The following is an 18,312-nucleotide window of genomic DNA, read 5'->3' as shown; positions in this document are numbered from 1 at the left end:
TCTGTAACAGCACGTTAAGAATTCTCTTCGCGGGTGCAGCATTGCCCGCGTGATCCGTGCTTTGAGGAGAGTGCATTGCCCATTTCCAAGATTCTTGTCGCCAACCGTTCCGAAATTGCCATTCGCGTATTCCGCGCGGCCAATGAGCTCGGGATAAAAACGGTCGCGATATGGGCAGAGGAAGACAAACTCGCGCTGCACCGTTTCAAGGCCGACGAAAGCTATCAGGTCGGCCGCGGCCCGCATCTTGCCCGTGATCTTGGGCCGATCGAGAGCTATCTGTCGATCGACGAAGTGATCCGTGTTGCCAAGCTGTCCGGCGCCGATGCGATCCATCCGGGTTACGGCCTACTGTCCGAGAGCCCCGAATTCGTCGATGCCTGTAATGCCGCTGGCATCATCTTCATCGGTCCGAAGCCGGATACGATGCGCCAGCTCGGCAACAAGGTCGCGGCCCGCAATCTCGCGATCTCGGTCGGTGTTCCCGTCGTTCCGGCAACCGAGCCGCTGCCAGACGACATGAAAGTTGTCGCCAAGATGGCCGAGGAAATCGGTTATCCCGTGATGCTCAAGGCCTCCTGGGGTGGTGGCGGGCGCGGCATGCGCGCCATTCGCGATCCGAAGGATCTTGCCCGTGAAGTGACGGAAGCCAAGCGCGAGGCGATGGCCGCCTTCGGCAAGGACGAGGTCTATCTCGAAAAGCTCGTCGAGCGCGCCCGCCATGTCGAAAGCCAGATTCTCGGCGATACCCATGGCAATGTCGTTCATCTCTTCGAGCGCGACTGCTCCATCCAGCGCCGTAACCAGAAGGTCGTCGAGCGGGCGCCGGCGCCTTATCTCTCCGAAGCGCAGCGCCAGGAGCTTGCCGCCTATTCGCTGAAGATCGCCAAGGCCACCAACTATATCGGTGCCGGTACTGTCGAATATCTGATGGATGCCGATACCGGCAAATTCTACTTCATCGAAGTCAACCCGCGTATCCAGGTCGAGCACACGGTCACCGAAGTCGTCACCGGCATCGATATCGTCAAGGCGCAGATCCATATCCTCGATGGCTTCGCGATCGGCACGCCGGAGTCTGGCGTTCCGAAGCAGGAAGACATCAAGCTCAACGGCCACGCGCTGCAGTGCCGCATCACCACGGAGGATCCGGAGCATAACTTTATCCCGGACTACGGCCGCATCACTGCCTACCGTTCGGCCTCGGGCTTCGGCATCCGTCTCGATGGCGGCACGTCCTATTCGGGCGCCATCATCACCCGCTATTATGATCCGCTGCTGGTGAAGGTCACGGCCTGGGCGCCGAACCCTTCGGAAGCGATTTCCCGCATGGACCGCGCGCTACGCGAGTTCCGTATCCGTGGCGTTGCCACCAACCTGACCTTCCTCGAAGCGATCATCACGCATCCGAGCTTCAAGGATAACAGCTACACGACGCGCTTCATCGACTCGACACCGGAGCTCTTCCAGCAGGTCAAGCGTCAGGACCGCGCCACCAAGCTGCTCACCTACCTGGCTGATGTGACGGTCAACGGCCATCCTGAGGCCAAGGACCGGCCGAAGCCATCTGCCGATATTGCCGAACCCGTCGTGCCCTACACCAACGGCGGCGGTATCCCTGACGGCACCAAGCAGCTGCTCGACAAGCTGGGACCAAAGAAGTTCGGCGAATGGATGCGCAATGAAAAGCGCGTGCTGATGACTGACACGACGATGCGCGACGGCCATCAGTCGCTGCTGGCGACCCGCATGCGCACCTATGACATCGCCCGCATTGCCGGCACCTATGCGCATGCGCTGCCGAACCTCCTCTCGCTGGAATGCTGGGGTGGCGCGACCTTCGACGTGTCCATGCGCTTCCTGACCGAAGATCCCTGGGAGCGGCTTTCGCAGGTCCGCGAGGCGGCACCGAACCTTTTGCTGCAGATGCTGCTGCGCGGCGCCAACGGCGTTGGCTACACGAACTACCCTGACAACGTCGTCAAATACTTCGTCCGTCAGGCGGCGAAGGGCGGCATCGATCTGTTCCGCGTCTTCGACTGCCTGAACTGGGTCGAGAACATGCGCGTCTCGATGGATGCCATTGCCGAAGAGAACAAGCTCTGCGAAGCGGCGATCTGCTATACGGGCGACATCCTCAATTCGGCGCGCCCGAAATACGACCTAAAATACTATACGGATCTGGCTGTCGAGCTCGAAAAGGCCGGCGCGCATATCATCGCGTTGAAGGACATGGCAGGCCTCTTGAAGCCTGCCGCAGCCAAGGTGCTGTTCAAGGCGCTGCGCGAAGCGACCAGTCTGCCGATCCATTTCCACACGCATGATACGTCGGGTATCGCTGCTGCGACGGTTCTTGCGGCCGTCGATGCCGGTGTCGACGCCGTCGACGCGGCGATGGACGCGCTGTCGGGCAATACCTCGCAGCCCTGCCTCGGTTCGATCGTCGAAGCGCTGCGTGGTTCCGAGCGCGATCCGGGCCTCGATCCCGAATGGATCCGCCGTATCTCCTTCTACTGGGAAGCGGTGCGCCACCAGTACGCGGCCTTCGAGAGCGATCTCAAGGGGCCGGCTTCGGAAGTCTATCTCCACGAGATGCCGGGTGGCCAGTTCACCAATCTCAAGGAACAGGCCCGCTCGCTCGGGCTTGAGACCCGCTGGCATCGCGTGGCGCAGGCCTATGCCGACGCCAACCAGATGTTCGGCGATATCGTCAAGGTGACGCCGTCCTCGAAGGTTGTCGGCGATATGGCGCTGATGATGGTCTCGCAGGATCTGACGGTTGCCGATGTCGTCAGCCCGGACAAGGAAGTCTCCTTCCCGGAATCTGTCGTTTCGATGTTGAAGGGCGATCTCGGCCAGCCGCCGTCTGGTTGGCCTGAAGCGCTGCAGAAGAAGGCGCTAAAGGGCGACAAGCCTTATACAGTCCGTCCGGGCTCGCTGCTTGCAGAGGCCGATCTCGATGCGGAACGCAAGACGATCGAGACCAAGCTCGAGCGCGAGGTCAGCGACTTCGAATTCGCCTCCTATCTGATGTACCCGAAGGTTTTCACCGACTTTGCGCTGGCGTCGGACACCTACGGCCCGGTTTCGGTTCTGCCGACACCTGCCTATTTCTACGGCCTTGGCGATGGCGAGGAGCTGTTTGCCGATATCGAGAAGGGCAAGACGCTCGTCGTCGTCAATCAGGCGATGAGCGGCACCGACAGCCAGGGCATGGTCACCGTGTTCTTCGAGCTCAACGGCCAGCCGCGCCGCATCAAGGTGCCGGATCGCGCCCATGGCGCATCGGGTGCTGCTGCCCGCCGCAAGGCGGAACCGGGCAATGCCGCCCATGTCGGCGCGCCGATGCCGGGCGTCATCTCGCGCGTCTTTGTGTCGCCCGGACAGGCGATCAATGCCGGCGATGTGCTGGTGTCGATCGAAGCGATGAAGATGGAAACGGCGATCCACGCCGAGAAGGACGGCACGATCGCCGAAGTGCTCGTCAAGGCCGGCGACCAGATCGATGCCAAGGATTTGCTGGTATCCTACTCGGCCTAAGTTTTACGGGAGGCGGGCCTGTCGCCCGCCTCCCGATCTCGTATTGCTGCAATAAACTATCGCGGCCACGCCGTCTTTGACGTCTTTGGGCTTGCCGGGTTTCAGCCTTGGCCTAGTATCCAGGCCTTTCCAATCATTTGCGGATCAGGAAAGGGTCACAATGAGCAAGCTCAAAATCGCCGTTATCGTTGGAAGTACGCGTATCGGGCGTTTTGCCGATCATCCTGCGAAGTGGATCTCCGCGATCGCCGCCGAGCGTCCGGAGCTGGATGTCGAAGTGCTCGATCTTCTCGATTATCCGATGGCCTTCTTTGGTGAAGCATCGGCCAGCGAGGCCGAAAGCGAGACGGCCGAGCGCTGGAAAAAGAAGCTGCGTGAATTCGACGGCTACATCTTCACGGTCGCCGAGTATAATCACGCCCCGACGGCAGTGCTGAAAAACGCCATCGATCTTGGCGATTTCATCCAGAAACCGGTTGCCTTCGTCGGCTACGGCGGCGTCGGCGGTGCCCGTGCGGTCGAGCATCTGCGGCTGGTCTTCGTCGAAATGAGCGCCGCGTCGGTCAGGACCGGCGTCCACATCAGCTTCCCGGAATATCTTTCCGTCGCCAAGGATGGGAAGAGCCTGAACGACTATCCGCATCTTGCCGAGGCCGCCAAGAACCAGCTCGAGCAGCTGATCTGGTGGGGCAAGGCGCTGAAGGCTGCGCGCGCTGGCTAAGACCGGACCTTGCGCCGCCCGTGCCTAGATATCGTAGGTATGGGCGGCGTTGATTGTCGAGATGAAGCGCTTGGTGCGCTCGCGCTCGGGTGCGGTGAAGATTGCCTTGGCGCTGCCGGTTTCGACGACGCTACCCGCCTCCAGGAAGACGACATTGTTGGCGATCTTCGAGGCGAGACGCAGGTCATGCGTCGCCATCACCATCGTGGTTCCCTCGTTTGCAAGCTTGCCGAGAACATCGACCACCTCGGCCGAGAGTTCCGGGTCGAGTGCCGAGGTCGGCTCGTCGCAGAGCAGCACGCGTGGCGACGGGGCGAGAGCACGGGCAATTGCCACGCGCTGCTGCTGGCCGCCTGACAGCGTCGAGGGCCAGGCATCCGCCTTGTGGGCCATGCCGACCTTGGTCATCAGCTCCATGGCACGCTCGCGGGCCTTTTCTTTCGGCCATCTGAGAACGGTGACCAGTCCTTCCATGACGTTTTCGATCGCGGTCTGATGCGGGAAAAGCTGGAAATTCTGGAAAACCATACCGGTCTGGCGGCGGATCTTCTGGATCGATTGCCAGCCGGTGCGCTTGCCGGGCGCGAAATCCAGCGTCTCCTCGCCGATGCGGACGGAACCGGCCGTGGGAATTTCCAGCAGGTTGATGCAGCGCAGCAGGGTGCTCTTGCCACCGCCCGAGGGGCCGACGAGCGCGGTGACGCTGCCTTCGGGAATGCGGATGCTGATATCCTTCAGGATGACCGCGTCACCGAAGCGTTTTTCGATATTGGAGAGCTCGATCATGCGTTTGCCTCCAGCATGCCGCCATAGCGGGCAAAACGGCGTTCCAGCCGCACCTGCAGCGTCGAAAGGACGGAACTGAGGACGAGGTAGATGAGAGCGGCTTCGATGTAGAGGATCAGCGGCTCATAGGTCGTCGCCACGATGCGCTGCGCCGCCTGGAAGAGTTCCGGCACGGTGATGGCGGCGGCGAGCGAAGTGTCCTTGACCAGCGAAATGAACGTATTCGAGAGCGGCGGCACCGCGACGCGGGCTGCTTGCGGAAGGACAGTGCGAGTCATCGCCTGGCGCCAGTTCATGCCGATCGAATAGGCGGCTTCCCACTGACCCTTGGGCACCGATGAGATGACGGCGCGGATGATCTCGGAGCTGTAGGCGCCGATATTGAGCGTGAAGCCGATCAGGGCAGCCGGGAAGGCGTCGAGCAGGATGCCGATACTGGGCAGGCCGTAGAAGATGACGAAGAGCTGGACGAGCAGCGGCGTGCCTCTGATGATCCAGACATAGAAGCGGGCAATTGCCGCAAAGGGTGCCGGGCCGAACAGCCGGGCGACGGCCGTTGCCAATCCGAGGATCAGTCCGAAGGAGAATGAGAGCAGCGTAAGCGGGATGGTGAACTTGATGCCGCCCCACAAAAGGGTAGGCAGCGATTCCGCCATCAGTTGAAGCCAATGAGGCACGGGACGACCCTCTAAAAAAGATACGTCCGGCGAAATCGCCGGACGCTCTACACTCTATAGATCAAGTCTATGCGCGGGAAAACCGGCGCAACGGAGTTACTTGGAAACGTCCTGACCGAAATACTTGTCGGCGATCTTCTTGTAGGTGCCGTCGGCCTTGATGTCGACGAGAGCCTTGTTGATCGCTTCCAGCAGTTCCGGTTCGCCCTTGCGGATGATAATACCGGAGTAATCGGCATTTTCCTGCTGGGCGACGATCTTCACCGGCGCATCCGGCTTGTGCTTCTTGAAGTCGAGGAAGGAGAGGCTGTCGTTGACGGTTGCGTCTGCACGCTTCGTCAGCACGAGCTGGATCGACTGGTCGAAACCATCGGTGCCGACGAGCTCGGCGCCCGACTGCTCGGCGAGCTTGCCGAAGTTGCTGGTCAGGGACTGAGCGGCCTTCTTGCCTTTCAGATCGGCGAAGGACTTGATGCTGTCGTCGTCGGTGCGGGCGATCAGAACGGCCTTCGAGGCAATGTAGGGCTCGGAGAAGTCGTACTTCTGCTTGCGGGCGTCGGTGATGCCGACCTGGTTGATGACGGTGTCGTAACGCTTCGCGTCTATACCGGCGATCAGGCCGTCCCACTTGCCTTCGACGAACTCGGCCTTGACGCCGAGCTTGGCGGCAACGGCTTCGCCGATCTCGACGTCGAAGCCAACGAGCTTGTTGCTGTCATCGTGATAGGTGAAGGGCGCGTAGGTGCCTTCCGTGCCGATCTTGAGAACGCCCGCGGACTTGATGGCGGCGAGGTTTTCGCCAGCATGAGCGGCAAAGGCTGCGGCCGAGATCAGGGCTGCGGTGGCGATGGTCTTCAGGATTTTCATTTTTCTGTTCCGTAAAGGAGGAAATTCAATGCCGCATTGATTGCAGAAAACAAGGCGGTGCGAAGCGTAGAAAACTGCAAAGAAAATTGGCAACTGCGAATATTTTTCTCATTTGCCGCACTTTTAGCGCGGCTTGTTTCAGGGCGTCAATAAACGTGTGGCGATGACCCCATTGCATGCATGCGATTATCTGTTTATGCACGTTTGTGTTTGTTTGTGCCTGTTCATGTCGGGGTCGAGGATGAATGTGAACGAAATGTTGCTGCGGGAGCGGCAAGGCATCATCTCGCTGAAGCTGCAGACGCATGGCCGCGTGCTGGCAGCGGAGCTTGCCGCCGAATTTGGCGTATCCGAGGATACTGTTCGCCGCGATCTTCGCGAGATGGCGGCGGCCGGACTCTGTGAGCGCGTCTATGGCGGCGCTTTGCCGATTTCGCCGGCAGGCGGCAGTCTGAAGCAGCGAATGAGCGTCGCTTTCGAGCGCAAGCAGTCGCTGGCACAGGCCGCCGTCTCGCAGATCAAGGCGGGATCGACGGTTTTCTTCGATGCGGGCAGCACCAATCTCGCGATCGCCAACGCCCTTCCCCAGGAGATGCTGCTGACGGCAGCCACCAATGCGCCGGCCATTGCCGCAGCGCTGCTCGACAAGACGGGTATCAACGTCATCCTCATCGGCGGGCTGATCGACCGGCAGGTCGGCGGCGCGCTCGGTGCCAAGGCATTGCGCGACATGGAGCAATTGTCTCCGGATCTCTGCGTGCTCGGCGCCTGCGGCGTCGATCTGGAAGCGGGCGTTACGACCTTCGGCTTCGAGGACGCCGAGTTCAAGCGGTTCGCAGCTTCCAAGAGCCGTCAGGTTCTGGTTGCCGCGACATCGGAGAAATTCGGCACGGCTGCACCCCATAGCGTGCTGCCGGTGGCGCATTGCGAATGCCTCGTGGTCGAGCATGACGCCGATGAAACATTGCTCGCGGCCTATCGCGAGCGCGGGTGCCGCACGGTGCAGGCCGCGGCGGCGAATTGAATTGAAGTGACCTGCCAAAGAGGCAGGCGATAGTGAATGAGACGGGACAATGGATAATCAACTACATGCGATGCCGGGCGTGCAGCGCGGATTCATGCCGAAGAGCCGGGTCGCGGTTTCGCTGCTGTTTCTGATGAACGGCTTCCTCGTCGGCTGCTGGGCACCGAAAATTCCGGAATTTGCCGAAAGGCTCGGTATCAGTAAATTTGAGCTTGGCTTGATGATCCTGGTCTTCGGGGTCGGCTCCCTGACGATGATGCCGATTGCCGGCGCGAAGATCGCAAAGCACGGCTCGCGGGTCGTCTCGCTGGCGACGGCCGTCTGCTTGTTGCCGATCCTTCTGGCGCTGACCGTTGCGCCCAATGTCATCACCGGCAGCATTGCGCTGTTCCTGTTCGGCGGCTTCGTCGGCGCCATGGACGTTGCCATGAATGCCAATGCGGTAGTTGTCGAGAAGTCGATGCGCCGGGCGATCATGTCTTCCTGCCACGCTTTCTGGAGCCTTGGCGGGTTGATCGGTTCCGGGCTCGGCGGATTGCTGATTTCCAAGATCGGCGTCCTCGGTCACGCCGGGCTTGCGACGGTGCTTGCCGCCGCCTTTCTTGCCGTCGCGTGGCCGATGATGCTTTCGGACCCACCGCATCCGGATGAGAAGAAGGAAAAGACCCGCCTGCCGATGGTGCCGCTGCCATGGCTGCTTGGCCTGATGGCGCTGTTCTCCATGGTTCCAGAGGGTGCCGTCCTCGATTGGGGCGCACTTTATCTGCGCCAGGAAATGGGCGCATCCGTCGCTCTGTCGGGCTTTGGTTTCGCTGCCTTCTCGCTGACCATGGCGATCATGCGCTTTGCCGGCGATATGGTGCGCGACAGGTTCGGCGGCGTGAAGACGCTGCGTGTCTGCACGCTGTTTGCGATCGTCGGCATGCTGATTGCTGCTCTTGCCCCGACTGCGGAGCTTGCGATTGTCGGCTTCGCCTTCTGCGGTATCGGCATTTCCAACATGGTGCCGATCGCCTTTTCGGCGGCCGGCAACGTGCCAGGCCTGAGGCCGGGGATTGGCATCTCGGTGGTGACGACCATGGGCTATTCCGGAATGCTCGTTGCGCCTTCTGCAATCGGTTTCGTCGCCGAGCATATCGGCTTCTCGACGGTGTTCATGGCGCTGCCGGCCCTTCTTGTTGTCGTTCTGATCTTCTCGAGATTGGCGCGTTATGCCGACGGCGCCTCGGGTGGCGGCCACTAGGCCGCCAACAAAAGTGAAGCGCGGGGCGGTTGACAAGCAGGCAGGCATGATCCACCTGAAAGGCACGATTTTCAAAGGGTCCAAGAGCTCTCTTCATGTCTTCAGCCACGGATTTTGATCCGAAACCGCGCCGCTCTTCCGTTGCCGTCGATGTCGGCGGAGTGATTGTCGGAGGCGGTGCGCCTGTTGTCGTACAGTCGATGACCAATACCGATACGGCCGATATAGACGCGACGGTGGCGCAGGTCGCCGCGCTGTTCAAGGCCGGTTCGGAGATGGTCCGCATCACCGTAGACCGCGACGAAAGTGCCGCTGCCGTTCCGAAGATCCGCGAGCGCCTGCTGCGCCTTGGCATGGACGTGCCGCTGATCGGCGACTTTCATTATATCGGCCACAAGCTGCTTGCCGATCATCCCGCCTGTGCCGAGGCTCTCGCGAAATACCGCATCAACCCCGGCAATGTCGGCTTCAAGGACAAGAAGGACAAGCAGTTCGCCGAGATCATCGAGATGGCGATCCGCTATGACAAGCCGGTCCGTATCGGCGTTAACTGGGGTTCGCTCGATCAGGATCTGCTGACGGCGCTGATGGACCAGAATGCCGAGGCGGGCTCGCCGCTTTCAGCACGCCAGGTGACCCGCGAGGCCATCGTCCAGTCGGCGCTGATCTCGGCCAATCTCGCCGAAGAAATCGGCCTGCCGCGCAACCGCATTATCCTGTCTGCCAAGGTTAGCCAGGTGCAGGATCTGATTGCCGTTTATTCGATGCTGTCGGAGCGCTCCGACCATGCGCTGCATCTCGGCCTCACCGAAGCCGGCATGGGCTCGAAGGGCATCGTCGCTTCGTCGGCCGCCATGGGCTATGTGCTGCAGCATGGTATCGGCGATACGATCCGCGTGTCGCTGACGCCGGAGCCGAATGGCGACCGGACGCGTGAAGTGCAGGTGGCGCAGGAGCTCTTGCAGGTCATGGGCTTCCGGCAATTCATTCCTGTCGTTGCCGCCTGCCCCGGCTGTGGCCGCACAACGTCGACGGTCTTCCAGGAACTGGCGCAGAACATTCAGAACGACATCCGCAAGAACATGCCGGTCTGGCGTGAGAAATATCCGGGTGTCGAGGCGCTGAACGTCGCCGTCATGGGCTGTATCGTCAATGGCCCCGGCGAGAGCAAGCACGCCGATATCGGCATTTCTCTTCCGGGCACCGGCGAGACGCCTGCCGCGCCCGTCTTCATTGACGGTGAGAAGGCGCTGACATTGCGCGGCCCGAATATCGCGGCCGATTTCGAGGCGCTGGTTGCCGACTATATCGAGAAGCGTTTCGGCCAGAAGACCGCGGCCGAGTAACGAGCCAGCCGCTAGATGCGGCTGGTGAGGAGCTTCAACCCGGCAAAGCAATAGAAGGCGGACATCGCGCCTTCAATCCAGCGGCGCAGGCTCTGGTAGACCTTCAGCGCATGCGGGGTCGAAAACAGCACCGCATATCCCATGAAGATTGCAAAGCCGGTCGTCAGGCAGATGGCGACGATAAGCACGGCCACCGAACCCGGTGCGCCCTGCGGCATGCCGAGCGCGATGATGGCGAGCCAGGCAAAGATCGCCTTCGGATTGGTGACGTGGATGCCGTAACCCTTGAGCAGAAGCGCCCGCGCCGATAGCGGCTTCACTTCCTGCGCTTGCTGAAGGTCATTTCCAGCACGCATCGCCTTGAAGGCCTTGTAGGCGAGGTAGAGCAGATAAAGCCCGCCGAAGACCTTCAAAATCTCCAGCGCGATCGCATAGGTATGAAGCAGCGTCGCCAGCCCGAGGGCTGCCGCGCAGGCCCAGGTGAACGAGCCGCCAAAAATGCCAAAGCCGATCGTCATCCCCGCCTTGCGCCCCTGCGTCATCGACGTGGCAACGATCGCCATGATCGCCGGGCCGGGGCTGAGGACGGCGATCACATAGGCGATGTAGGCCGGAAGAATCTGCGGCAGATAGGTAAAGGTCTCGTGCATGATGGGGCGCTCGTAAGATTTGACGCGCGGACACTGTCATAAAACGCACGCGCCGTCATCAGCCGCCACGCGTCTTCAGCAAGCATGATGTTGCCGGTCTGCGGTTCCCCGCTCCTTTTCAGCTCTTGCGGTCGGCGATGAAATGGGCGGTGGCGATCAGCGTGTCTGCTTTCTCGCCATAAGGGGCCAGAAGCTCCACAGCGTCGTTTACGTGGCGACGGAGTTCAGCTTCGGCCCAGGCGATGCCATTGAGCGCGACCAGTGTTCCCTTGCCGCGGCCGGCATCCTTGCCAGTTGCCTTGCCCATGGTCTCGGCGTCCGAGGTGATGTCCAGCAGATCGTCGGCAAGCTGGAAGGCGAGGCCGATCTTTTCGCCGAACGCCCGGAGACGCTTGCGCTCGCCGTCTGCGGCGCCAGCAACGATCGCGCCGGCCTCGCAGGCGAAGCGGATCAGGGCGCCGGTTTTCATAGCCTGCAATGTAATGATGCCATCGGCGGAGGGCGCCTGCTTTTCCGCTGCCAGATCAAGTGCCTGGCCGCCGGCCATGCCGCCGAGGCCAGAGCCGCGGGCGAGCGCCAGGATCAGTGCGGTCTTGCGGGCGTCGGAAAGCGCGGTCTCGGGTGCTGCGATGATGTCGAAAGCGTAGGTCAGCAGGCTGTCGCCGGCCAGAATGGCGGTCGCTTCGTCGAAGGCGATGTGCACCGTCGGCTTGCCGCGGCGCAGATCGTCGTCGTCCATGGCCGGGAGATCGTCGTGAACAAGCGAATAGCAATGAACGCATTCAAGTGCCGCGCCGACCCGCAGCGCAGTCTCTCTGTCGCCACCGAGCAGCAGAGAGCTTTCGATAACCAGGAACGGACGCAGCCGCTTGCCGCCGTTCAGCACCGCATAGTGCATGGCGGCGCGCAGGCTCTCCGGCCGGGCGATCTCGTCGGACAGAACGTCTTTCGAAAGCAGCGCTTCCAGCAGCGTTTCGATCTCTCTGGCGTTGCTTTTCAACCGTTCGGAAAATGGGTCTGGACTGGCGTTCATGGCCGCTGTTTGGCATGAGCAAAGCCCGCGGCGCAACGGAATTGTAGATGGAGAGACCAAGATTTCCGTTGTGCTCTGGCCTTGGCCTTTCTCAGACGGTATGGAGGACGCAGGGAACAGGTCTGGGCTAGACGTTGGATATAACGCCGGAGAGAGAGGAAAGCATCGCCATGCCGGCTCATCGGCGGATGTATGCATGGCTGCGCGGCCGCTCGCTGCCTGCCCGCATCGTGCTTGGCATCCTGGCTCTATGCATCCTGCCTTATGCGCTGATCATCCTCTATCTCATTCCCTTCATTCATCCGGTCTCGACGCTGATGCTGCGCGATCTCGTGCTTTTGCGCGGCTACGATCGCCAATGGGTGTCACTGGACGAAATCTCGCCGGCGTTGGTGCAGTCGGTGATGATGTCCGAAGACGGTCAGTATTGCTTCCACGGTGGTGTCGACTGGGGTGAGATGCGGATGCTGATCGAGGATACGCTGGACGGCGCCTCGACGCGCGGCGGCAGCACGATCCCGATGCAGACGGCAAAGAACCTGTTTCTCTGGAACAGCCGCTCCTTTGTGCGCAAAGGTCTTGAGCTGCCTCTGGCGGTCGCCTCCGATTTCGTCTGGACCAAGCGGCGGCTGATGGAAATCTATCTGAACATCGCCGAATGGGGGCCGGGTATCTACGGCATCGAGGCGGCGGCGCGTTACCATTTCAAGGTTCCGGCGTCCAAGCTGTCACGCCGTCAGGCGGCGCTGCTGGCCGTCTCGCTGCCCAACCCGATCGACCGCAATGCCGGCAAGCCCGGCCGTGGCCTGAGGCGGCTTGCGGCGGTGATCGAGCGCCGCGCCCAGGGTGCCGGCGATTACATCAGATGCATTTATGATTGAGCTGCGAATAATTCATTGGTGAGCAGGGGCGGCGGCCGGTAGATAGAGCTGAAACAGCGCATGGATCGGCTCATGGACAAGCTCACGCTCTATATCGGCAACAAGAACTATTCCTCCTGGTCCTTCCGGCCGTGGATCGCCATGGAGGCAGCGGGCATTCCCTTCGAGGAAGTTCTCACTCCCTTCGATTTCGAAGCAGGCAATCCGCGCTTCAAGGAATTTTCGCCAACCGGCCGCGTTCCCGCGCTGCATCATGGTGACGTCCGCGTCTGGGAATCGCTCTCGATCATCGAATATGTTGCCGAACTCTATCCCGAAGCCGGGCTATGGCCGAAGGATCGTGCGAAGCGAGCCGCCGCCCGCTCCGTTTCGATGGAGATGCTCTCCGGGTTCCGTGCCATTCGGAATGCCTGCCCGATGAACATTCGCCGTCCGAAAGGCAAGATTGCGCTTGTCGATGGCGTGATGGCCGACGTCCTGCGTATCGAGACGATCTTTCGGGAGTTGCGGGAGCAGTCCGGTGGATCGTTCCTGTTTGGCAGCTTTTCGGCTGCCGATGCAATGTTTGCGCCTGTCGTCAACCGCTTCGATGTCTATGACCTCGTGACATCCGGCGATACGCTGAGCTATATGGCGGCCGTCAAGGCGCATCCCGCCTGGCGGAAGTGGGAAGAGGCTGCGCGCGCCGAACCGTGGATCGTGCCGCACGATGAGGTTTGAACGGGAGTCAAAGGATTCTCAAAAAATCTGTTTAGGGACTGGTCAAGGCCGTTTATCGCATGTATAAGCGCGCAAAATTTCCGAAATCGCGACATGTCGTTTCGGCCGCCAGTCTGGCCGGAAATGTGTTGCCCGTGAAGTGGAGTACGAGAAATGGCTGTACCGAAGAGAAAAACGAGCCCGTCCAAGCGCGGTATGCGCCGTTCTGCAGACGCACTGAAGGCTTCGACCTATGTTGAAGACAAGAACTCCGGCGAGCTGCGCCGTCCGCACCATATCGATCTTAAGACCGGTATGTATCGCGGCCGTCAGGTCCTGACGCCGAAGGAAAGCGCATAAGCTTTCCTGTTTCTGGTTTTCCAGATTGAAAGACCGGCTTTCAGCCGGTCTTTTTGCGTTTGCGCACCACGATATTCGCAATTGTCTTGAAGTGAGACGGCGATCTACGGCAGTATTCCCTGAATAGAGGGAGAACAGACCGAGATGCTTGGTGCAATGCCGCTGATGATCATTCCATTTATTCTTTACAACATGGCAATGCTCGGCCTGATGGGGAGCGGCGGTATTCCCGCGCTTCAGCACGACATCATCGTTTTGTCGATGATCTCAGGCGCGATCTGGAGCATGTCGCTCGGCGATCTCTTCATCGTCATCGCGCTTGTGGTGCTGTTCTTCGAGATATTGAAGGCGACGCGTAACGGCTCCGGCAGCCTGATCAATCACATGCTGTCGATGCTCGTCTTCATCGCCTTCCTGGTCGAGTTTCTGCTCGTCCAGGATGCGGCGACCCAGGTGTTCTTCATCTTGATGACGATTGCGCTGATCGATGTGATCGGCGGCTTTGCCGTCTCGATCCGCACCGCGGGGCGAGACGTCTCGATCGGGCTTTAGAGCGTTTCCTCGAAACGCTCAGAGATCAGAGATTGTCCAGCTTGTTCTGAAGCGCCCTCAGCTGTTCCTTCAGCTCGTCGATGTCCTTGGCTTCAGCCTTCTTGGTCTCCTTGGCAGGAGGGGTCATGAAGGGTGAAAACATCTGCATCGCCTGCTGGAACATCTCGGTGTTGCGGCGCACCTGCTCCTCGACCATCTGCATCGGAAGTTGCAGGTTCTTGCCGATCGGCGTTTCGCCGAAGGCGCGGGTCACTTGCTCGCGCATCTGCGATTGCTGCTCGGTGAAGGCCTTCATGGAGTGTTCGAGAAAGCTCGGAACGACCATCTGCATCTGATCGCCATAATAGGTGATCAGCTGTCGAAGGAAGGAAATCGGCAGCAGCGTGTTGCCGGTCTTCGATTCCTGCTCGAAAATAATCTGGGTCAATACCGAGTGGGTGATGTCATCGCCGGACTTGGCATCCTGGACCGTAAAGTCCTCGCCCTTCTTCACCATCTCCGCCAGGTCTTCCAGCGTCACATAGGTGCTGGTGCCTGTGTTATAGAGTCGGCGATTGGCGTATTTCTTGATGACTATCTGACCCTCATTCTTCGCCATATCAGTCTCCTGAACCCCGTCTGATGATGTGGAAATTCCTCCAATATCGAATGTAGACGCAAAAGAACGCCGGTGACAATCTCTTTGTGCGATGCGGCAACCCCTTTTATTCCCGTCATATTTCGCGTCTTCGTAAGTACGGGCTAAAATTGCCATATGACGGTCTTGGCGTTTGACTCGGGCTAAAAGCTTTGCCAGTTTCGACCTATATAAAGTGCTGAAACGCGAGGAGGCTTTCCATGAGCAACACGTCCATCGTCATCGCCAGCGCAGCCCGCACAGCGGTCGGCTCTTTCAACGGCGCCTTTGCTACAGTCCCTGCCCACGAACTCGGAGCAACGGCCATCAAGGGTGCGCTCGAGCGCGCCGGCGTCGATGCCGCAGAGGTGGACGAGGTCATTCTCGGCCAGGTCCTGCAGGCCGGCGAGGGCCAGAACCCGGCGCGTCAGGCAGCGATGAAGGCGGGTGTTCCCAAGGAAGCGACGGCCTGGAGTGTCAATCAGCTGTGCGGTTCCGGATTGCGCGCTGTAGCGCTCGGCATGCAGCAGATCGCAACCGGAGATGCAAAGATCATTGTCGCCGGCGGCCAGGAATCGATGTCTATGGCGCCGCATGCTGCGCATCTTCGCGGCGGCACCAAGATGGGCGACATGAAGATGATCGATACGATGATCAAGGACGGCCTCACCGACGCCTTCTACGGTTATCACATGGGGATCACGGCGGAAAACATCGCCCGCCAGTGGCAGCTTTCGCGCGACGAGCAGGACCAGTTCGCGGTTTCCTCGCAGAACAAGGCGGAGGCCGCGCAGAAGGCCGGCCGCTTCAAGGATGAGATTGTTCCTTTCGTCATCCAGGGCCGTAAGGGTGACGTGACCGTCGATGCCGACGAATATATCCGCCACGGTGCGACGATCGAGGCGATGACCAAGCTTCGCCCGGCTTTCGACAAGGACGGTACGGTGACTGCCGCCAATGCGTCCGGTCTCAACGATGGTGCTGCCGCAACTGTTCTGATGACCGAAGCGGAGGCTGCGCGCCGCGGTATCCAGCCGCTCGTGCGCATCGTTTCCTGGGCAACTGCGGGTGTCGACCCGCAGGTCATGGGCACAGGCCCTATCCCGGCATCGCGCAAGGCGCTTGAGAAAGCAGGCTGGTCGGTCGGCGATCTCGATCTGGTGGAGGCCAACGAGGCCTTCGCTGCGCAGGCCTGTGCTGTCAACCGCGATCTCGGCTGGGATCCGGCGATCGTCAACGTCAACGGCGGCGCGATCGCCATCGGCCATCCGATCGGTGCTTCCGGTGCCCGCGTTCTGAGTACGCTGGTTTTCGAAATGAAGCGCCGCGGCGCGAAGAAGGGATTGGCAACACTCTGCATCGGCGGCGGTATGGGCGTCGCGATGTGCCTCGAAGCACTTTAAATAGCATGCGATCCATGCCTTAATGGCGGGATCGAAGGCGATAACAAGGGGAGCGAAACATGAGCAGAGTGGCTTTGGTCACCGGTGGCACACGTGGCATCGGTGCAGCAATTTCGGTGGCGCTCAAGAACGCCGGTTACCGGGTGGCGGCGAACTACGCCGGCAACGACGAGAAGGCCAAGGCCTTTCACGACCTCACTGGTGTCCCGGTCTTCAAGTGGGATGTTTCCGACTATGCTGCTTGCGGCGAGGGCATCGCCAAAGTGGAGGCCGAGCTCGGCCCTGTTGACGTACTGATCAATAACGCCGGTATCACCCGCGACGCGATGTTTCACAAGATGACCCCACAGCAGTGGCATGAGGTCGTCAACACCAACCTCACCGGCCTCTTCAACATGACCCACCAGGTCTGGGGCGGCATGCGTGACCGCAGCTTCGGCCGTATCGTCAATATATCGTCGATCAATGGCCAGAAAGGCCAGATGGGGCAGGTCAACTATTCCGCCGCCAAGGCCGGCGATCTCGGCTTCACCAAGGCGCTGGCGCAGGAGGGTGCGGCAAAGAACATCACCGTCAATGCCGTCTGCCCCGGTTACATCGGCACGGAAATGGTTCTTGCTGTTCCGGAAAAGGTGCTGAACGAGCGGATCATCCCGCAGATCCCGGTTGGCCGTCTTGGCGAACCTGAAGAGATCGCGCGCTGTGTGGTGTTCCTGGCCTCGGATGACGCTGGGTTCATCACCGGCTCGACGCTGACGGCGAATGGCGGGCAGTTTTTCGTCTAGAAGCGCCCTGAGGTTCCGGGAGTTAACTCACCTCACCGGGATCTAGCGCAAACGGTTGAAACAAAAACGGGCGCCAAGGCGCCCGTTTTCAAAATATCAGTCTATTGTTAGCAGCGAACGCGGCGCGTTGAGCCGTTCGAGTAGGCAACGTAGCAACCGTAGCGGTCACGATAGACGCGCTGGCCCGAATAGCGGCCATTGCGCTGATCGACCGAGTTACCGACTGCAGCGCCAACCAGGCCGCCTGCAACGGCGCCGACGGCTGCGCCGCCCCAGCTGTTGGAAACCGCACCGCCAATAAGGGCGCCAGAGCCAGCGCCGATTGCGGTGCCCTGCTCAGTTGCCGTGCACGATGCAAGCGCACCCACGAGTGCTGCAACGAGAACAACCTTCTTCATCATGACTTACAACTCCCCAGTTACATGGCCTTTAGATGCGGCCCATCAGGACAAGGATAATGATAATGACGAGAACTAGCCCCAAACCGCCAGAAGGTCCATAGCCCCAAGCGCGGCTGTAACCCCAATTCGGCAGAGCGCCGATCAAAAGCAGAATAAGGATAATAAGAAGTATCGTACTGAGCATGTTTTCTGTCCTTCAACTCACCGCGAGTTACGAATGGACAATAAACACGGTAGCCGGGTTTTTGTTCCCGGCTAAACTTATGTGCGTGCAATTTCAGGATGGAGTTTTCTTGATGGTGCCAGAACTTATATTCTACGGGACGGTAGAAACGCGTCAGGCTCGAAAAGGTTCCGCTGATCCGCAGAAAATTTTAACGAAACATCCACTCAGGGCGGAAAGTGTTAATGGCGACCGATTTTCAATGCTGATCCTGCAATCAAGGAGGCTGCATATAGCGCCCGTTCGCGCAGTTCATCAATATGCAGTGGCGAACAAAAGCGGAATTTGCAGCTGTCGGCGATTCGTCTGTGATTCGTTCCGGCTTTGACCCGAAGGTTAATTCTGTGGTTTTCCGTTTTTCCGTCTTTGCGGTTGCCGCCGGATGAAAAGAGGCCGTCGAAGACCGCCCGCTGCAAATTGCCAGATTCCGGTGATTCAGCATCTAGTGGGAAAAGCTGATTCAAAACCAATACTTAGCCGTGAACAAAAGCTGAATCACCGCGAG

General features: G+C 60.0%; 20 protein-coding genes. 11 read left to right on the top strand and 9 right to left on the bottom strand.

Features of this window, described 5'->3' with window-relative positions:
- Positions 1-75 precede the first annotated feature (75 nt).
- Both pyc and AC1DJO_RS11935 read left to right on the top strand, forming a co-directional pair.
- Positions 76-3,540 (top strand): pyruvate carboxylase, encoded by a 3,465-nt coding sequence (pyc, locus tag AC1DJO_RS11940; protein WP_477970676.1) that lies wholly within the window; start codon positions 76-78, stop codon positions 3,538-3,540.
- 160 nt (positions 3,541-3,700) lie between these two features.
- A complete protein-coding gene (locus AC1DJO_RS11935; protein WP_112385915.1) occupies positions 3,701-4,261 on the top strand; it encodes an NADPH-dependent FMN reductase in 561 nt (186 codons plus the stop codon).
- A 24-nt stretch (positions 4,262-4,285) separates the two neighbouring features.
- On the opposite strand, the gene AC1DJO_RS11930 is transcribed toward AC1DJO_RS11935, so the two are convergent.
- The 3 genes from AC1DJO_RS11930 to AC1DJO_RS11920 all read right to left on the bottom strand — a co-directional run bounded on the left by AC1DJO_RS11930 (position 4,286) and on the right by AC1DJO_RS11920 (position 6,591).
- On the bottom strand, positions 4,286-5,047 hold the full coding sequence (locus tag AC1DJO_RS11930; protein ID WP_112385914.1) for an amino acid ABC transporter ATP-binding protein: 762 nt from the start codon (positions 5,045-5,047) through the stop codon (positions 4,286-4,288).
- The gene (locus tag AC1DJO_RS11925; protein ID WP_112385913.1) at positions 5,044-5,724 is read right to left on the bottom strand and encodes an amino acid ABC transporter permease; all 681 of its coding nucleotides are present in this window, start codon (positions 5,722-5,724) and stop codon (positions 5,044-5,046) included. Before AC1DJO_RS11925 ends, AC1DJO_RS11930 begins: the two co-directional genes overlap by 4 nt.
- Before the next feature lie 96 nt (positions 5,725-5,820).
- Positions 5,821-6,591: an amino acid ABC transporter substrate-binding protein gene (locus AC1DJO_RS11920; RefSeq protein WP_112385912.1), complete on the bottom strand. Its 771-nt coding sequence runs from the start codon at positions 6,589-6,591 to the stop codon at positions 5,821-5,823.
- Between the two features lie 247 nt (positions 6,592-6,838).
- Here AC1DJO_RS11920 and AC1DJO_RS11915 point away from each other — a divergent pair, with 247 nt between their 5' ends.
- The 3 genes from AC1DJO_RS11915 (at position 6,839) to ispG (ending at position 10,204) form a co-directional block, all read left to right on the top strand.
- Complete coding sequence (locus tag AC1DJO_RS11915) at positions 6,839-7,615, top strand: DeoR/GlpR family DNA-binding transcription regulator (protein ID WP_112386068.1); 777 nt, start codon at positions 6,839-6,841, stop codon at positions 7,613-7,615.
- A gap of 49 nt (positions 7,616-7,664) precedes the next feature.
- Positions 7,665-8,858 (top strand): MFS transporter, encoded by a 1,194-nt coding sequence (locus AC1DJO_RS11910; protein WP_477970674.1) that lies wholly within the window; start codon positions 7,665-7,667, stop codon positions 8,856-8,858.
- A gap of 95 nt (positions 8,859-8,953) precedes the next feature.
- Positions 8,954-10,204 (top strand): flavodoxin-dependent (E)-4-hydroxy-3-methylbut-2-enyl-diphosphate synthase, encoded by a 1,251-nt coding sequence (gene ispG / locus AC1DJO_RS11905; RefSeq protein WP_112540423.1) that lies wholly within the window; start codon positions 8,954-8,956, stop codon positions 10,202-10,204.
- Between the two features lie 11 nt (positions 10,205-10,215).
- Here the strand turns inward: ispG and AC1DJO_RS11900 are convergent, their stop codons facing one another.
- Complete coding sequence (locus AC1DJO_RS11900; RefSeq protein WP_477970672.1) at positions 10,216-10,854, bottom strand: LysE family translocator; 639 nt, start codon at positions 10,852-10,854, stop codon at positions 10,216-10,218.
- Between the two features lie 118 nt (positions 10,855-10,972).
- The gene (locus AC1DJO_RS11895; RefSeq protein WP_477970670.1) at positions 10,973-11,887 is read right to left on the bottom strand and encodes a polyprenyl synthetase family protein; all 915 of its coding nucleotides are present in this window, start codon (positions 11,885-11,887) and stop codon (positions 10,973-10,975) included.
- A 134-nt stretch (positions 11,888-12,021) separates the two neighbouring features.
- Between AC1DJO_RS11895 and mtgA the strand changes: the two genes are divergently transcribed.
- From mtgA to AC1DJO_RS11875, 4 genes are all read left to right on the top strand, one after another.
- Complete coding sequence (mtgA, locus tag AC1DJO_RS11890; RefSeq protein WP_477970668.1) at positions 12,022-12,768, top strand: monofunctional biosynthetic peptidoglycan transglycosylase; 747 nt, start codon at positions 12,022-12,024, stop codon at positions 12,766-12,768.
- Between the two features lie 72 nt (positions 12,769-12,840).
- Positions 12,841-13,488 carry a glutathione S-transferase family protein gene (locus AC1DJO_RS11885; RefSeq protein ID WP_477970666.1) on the top strand — a complete coding sequence of 216 codons (648 nt, stop codon included), beginning with the start codon at positions 12,841-12,843 and terminating at the stop codon, positions 13,486-13,488.
- A gap of 153 nt (positions 13,489-13,641) precedes the next feature.
- Positions 13,642-13,827 (top strand): 50S ribosomal protein L32, encoded by a 186-nt coding sequence (rpmF, locus tag AC1DJO_RS11880; protein ID WP_006724402.1) that lies wholly within the window; start codon positions 13,642-13,644, stop codon positions 13,825-13,827.
- Positions 13,828-13,971: 144 nt separating this feature from the next.
- The gene (locus tag AC1DJO_RS11875; protein WP_112385903.1) at positions 13,972-14,379 is read left to right on the top strand and encodes a hypothetical protein; all 408 of its coding nucleotides are present in this window, start codon (positions 13,972-13,974) and stop codon (positions 14,377-14,379) included.
- Between the two features lie 25 nt (positions 14,380-14,404).
- On the opposite strand, the gene phaR is transcribed toward AC1DJO_RS11875, so the two are convergent.
- A complete protein-coding gene (phaR, locus tag AC1DJO_RS11870) occupies positions 14,405-14,977 on the bottom strand; it encodes a polyhydroxyalkanoate synthesis repressor PhaR (RefSeq protein ID WP_112385902.1) in 573 nt (190 codons plus the stop codon).
- A 239-nt stretch (positions 14,978-15,216) separates the two neighbouring features.
- Between phaR and AC1DJO_RS11865 the strand changes: the two genes are divergently transcribed.
- Together AC1DJO_RS11865 and phbB are read left to right on the top strand one after the other, a co-directional pair.
- Positions 15,217-16,398 carry an acetyl-CoA C-acetyltransferase gene (locus AC1DJO_RS11865; protein WP_477970664.1) on the top strand — a complete coding sequence of 394 codons (1,182 nt, stop codon included), beginning with the start codon at positions 15,217-15,219 and terminating at the stop codon, positions 16,396-16,398.
- A gap of 59 nt (positions 16,399-16,457) precedes the next feature.
- Positions 16,458-17,183, top strand: coding sequence for a beta-ketoacyl-ACP reductase (phbB, locus tag AC1DJO_RS11860; RefSeq protein WP_112517830.1), 726 nt, complete (start codon positions 16,458-16,460; stop codon positions 17,181-17,183).
- Positions 17,184-17,290: 107 nt separating this feature from the next.
- Here phbB and AC1DJO_RS11855 read toward each other — a convergent pair whose 3' ends face one another.
- From AC1DJO_RS11855 to AC1DJO_RS11845, 3 genes are all read right to left on the bottom strand, one after another.
- Entirely contained in the window at positions 17,291-17,584 is a 294-nt protein-coding gene (locus AC1DJO_RS11855; protein WP_112385899.1) for a YMGG-like glycine zipper-containing protein, read from the bottom strand.
- 28 nt (positions 17,585-17,612) lie between these two features.
- On the bottom strand, positions 17,613-17,768 hold the full coding sequence (locus AC1DJO_RS11850) for a DUF3309 family protein (RefSeq protein ID WP_112385898.1): 156 nt from the start codon (positions 17,766-17,768) through the stop codon (positions 17,613-17,615).
- A gap of 221 nt (positions 17,769-17,989) precedes the next feature.
- Complete coding sequence (locus AC1DJO_RS11845; RefSeq protein WP_477970662.1) at positions 17,990-18,271, bottom strand: hypothetical protein; 282 nt, start codon at positions 18,269-18,271, stop codon at positions 17,990-17,992.
- Positions 18,272-18,312 lie beyond the last annotated feature (41 nt).

Source organism: Rhizobium sp. 05N430 (assembly GCF_056396985.1).
The sequence above is the reverse complement of the archived record's forward strand: the minus strand, read 5'-3'. Positions and strand labels throughout refer to the sequence as shown.

What these genes read in the sequence shown, in the direction of transcription:
- AC1DJO_RS11935 (WP_112385915.1), top strand. Translation starts at nt 3,701, where the DNA reads ATGAGCAAGCTCAAAATCGCCGTTATCGTTGGAAGTACGCGTATCGGG.
- AC1DJO_RS11930 (WP_112385914.1), bottom strand. Translation starts at nt 5,047, where the DNA reads ATGATCGAGCTCTCCAATATCGAAAAACGCTTCGGTGACGCGGTCATC.
- AC1DJO_RS11920 (WP_112385912.1), bottom strand. Translation starts at nt 6,591, where the DNA reads ATGAAAATCCTGAAGACCATCGCCACCGCAGCCCTGATCTCGGCCGCA.
- AC1DJO_RS11910 (WP_477970674.1), top strand. Translation starts at nt 7,665, where the DNA reads ATGGATAATCAACTACATGCGATGCCGGGCGTGCAGCGCGGATTCATG.
- ispG (WP_112540423.1), top strand. Translation starts at nt 8,954, where the DNA reads ATGTCTTCAGCCACGGATTTTGATCCGAAACCGCGCCGCTCTTCCGTT.
- AC1DJO_RS11900 (WP_477970672.1), bottom strand. Translation starts at nt 10,854, where the DNA reads ATGCACGAGACCTTTACCTATCTGCCGCAGATTCTTCCGGCCTACATC.
- AC1DJO_RS11895 (WP_477970670.1), bottom strand. Translation starts at nt 11,887, where the DNA reads ATGAACGCCAGTCCAGACCCATTTTCCGAACGGTTGAAAAGCAACGCC.
- AC1DJO_RS11885 (WP_477970666.1), top strand. Translation starts at nt 12,841, where the DNA reads ATGGACAAGCTCACGCTCTATATCGGCAACAAGAACTATTCCTCCTGG.
- rpmF (WP_006724402.1), top strand. Translation starts at nt 13,642, where the DNA reads ATGGCTGTACCGAAGAGAAAAACGAGCCCGTCCAAGCGCGGTATGCGC.
- AC1DJO_RS11875 (WP_112385903.1), top strand. Translation starts at nt 13,972, where the DNA reads ATGCTTGGTGCAATGCCGCTGATGATCATTCCATTTATTCTTTACAAC.
- phaR (WP_112385902.1), bottom strand. Translation starts at nt 14,977, where the DNA reads ATGGCGAAGAATGAGGGTCAGATAGTCATCAAGAAATACGCCAATCGC.
- AC1DJO_RS11865 (WP_477970664.1), top strand. Translation starts at nt 15,217, where the DNA reads ATGAGCAACACGTCCATCGTCATCGCCAGCGCAGCCCGCACAGCGGTC.
- phbB (WP_112517830.1), top strand. Translation starts at nt 16,458, where the DNA reads ATGAGCAGAGTGGCTTTGGTCACCGGTGGCACACGTGGCATCGGTGCA.
- AC1DJO_RS11855 (WP_112385899.1), bottom strand. Translation starts at nt 17,584, where the DNA reads ATGATGAAGAAGGTTGTTCTCGTTGCAGCACTCGTGGGTGCGCTTGCA.
- AC1DJO_RS11850 (WP_112385898.1), bottom strand. Translation starts at nt 17,768, where the DNA reads ATGCTCAGTACGATACTTCTTATTATCCTTATTCTGCTTTTGATCGGC.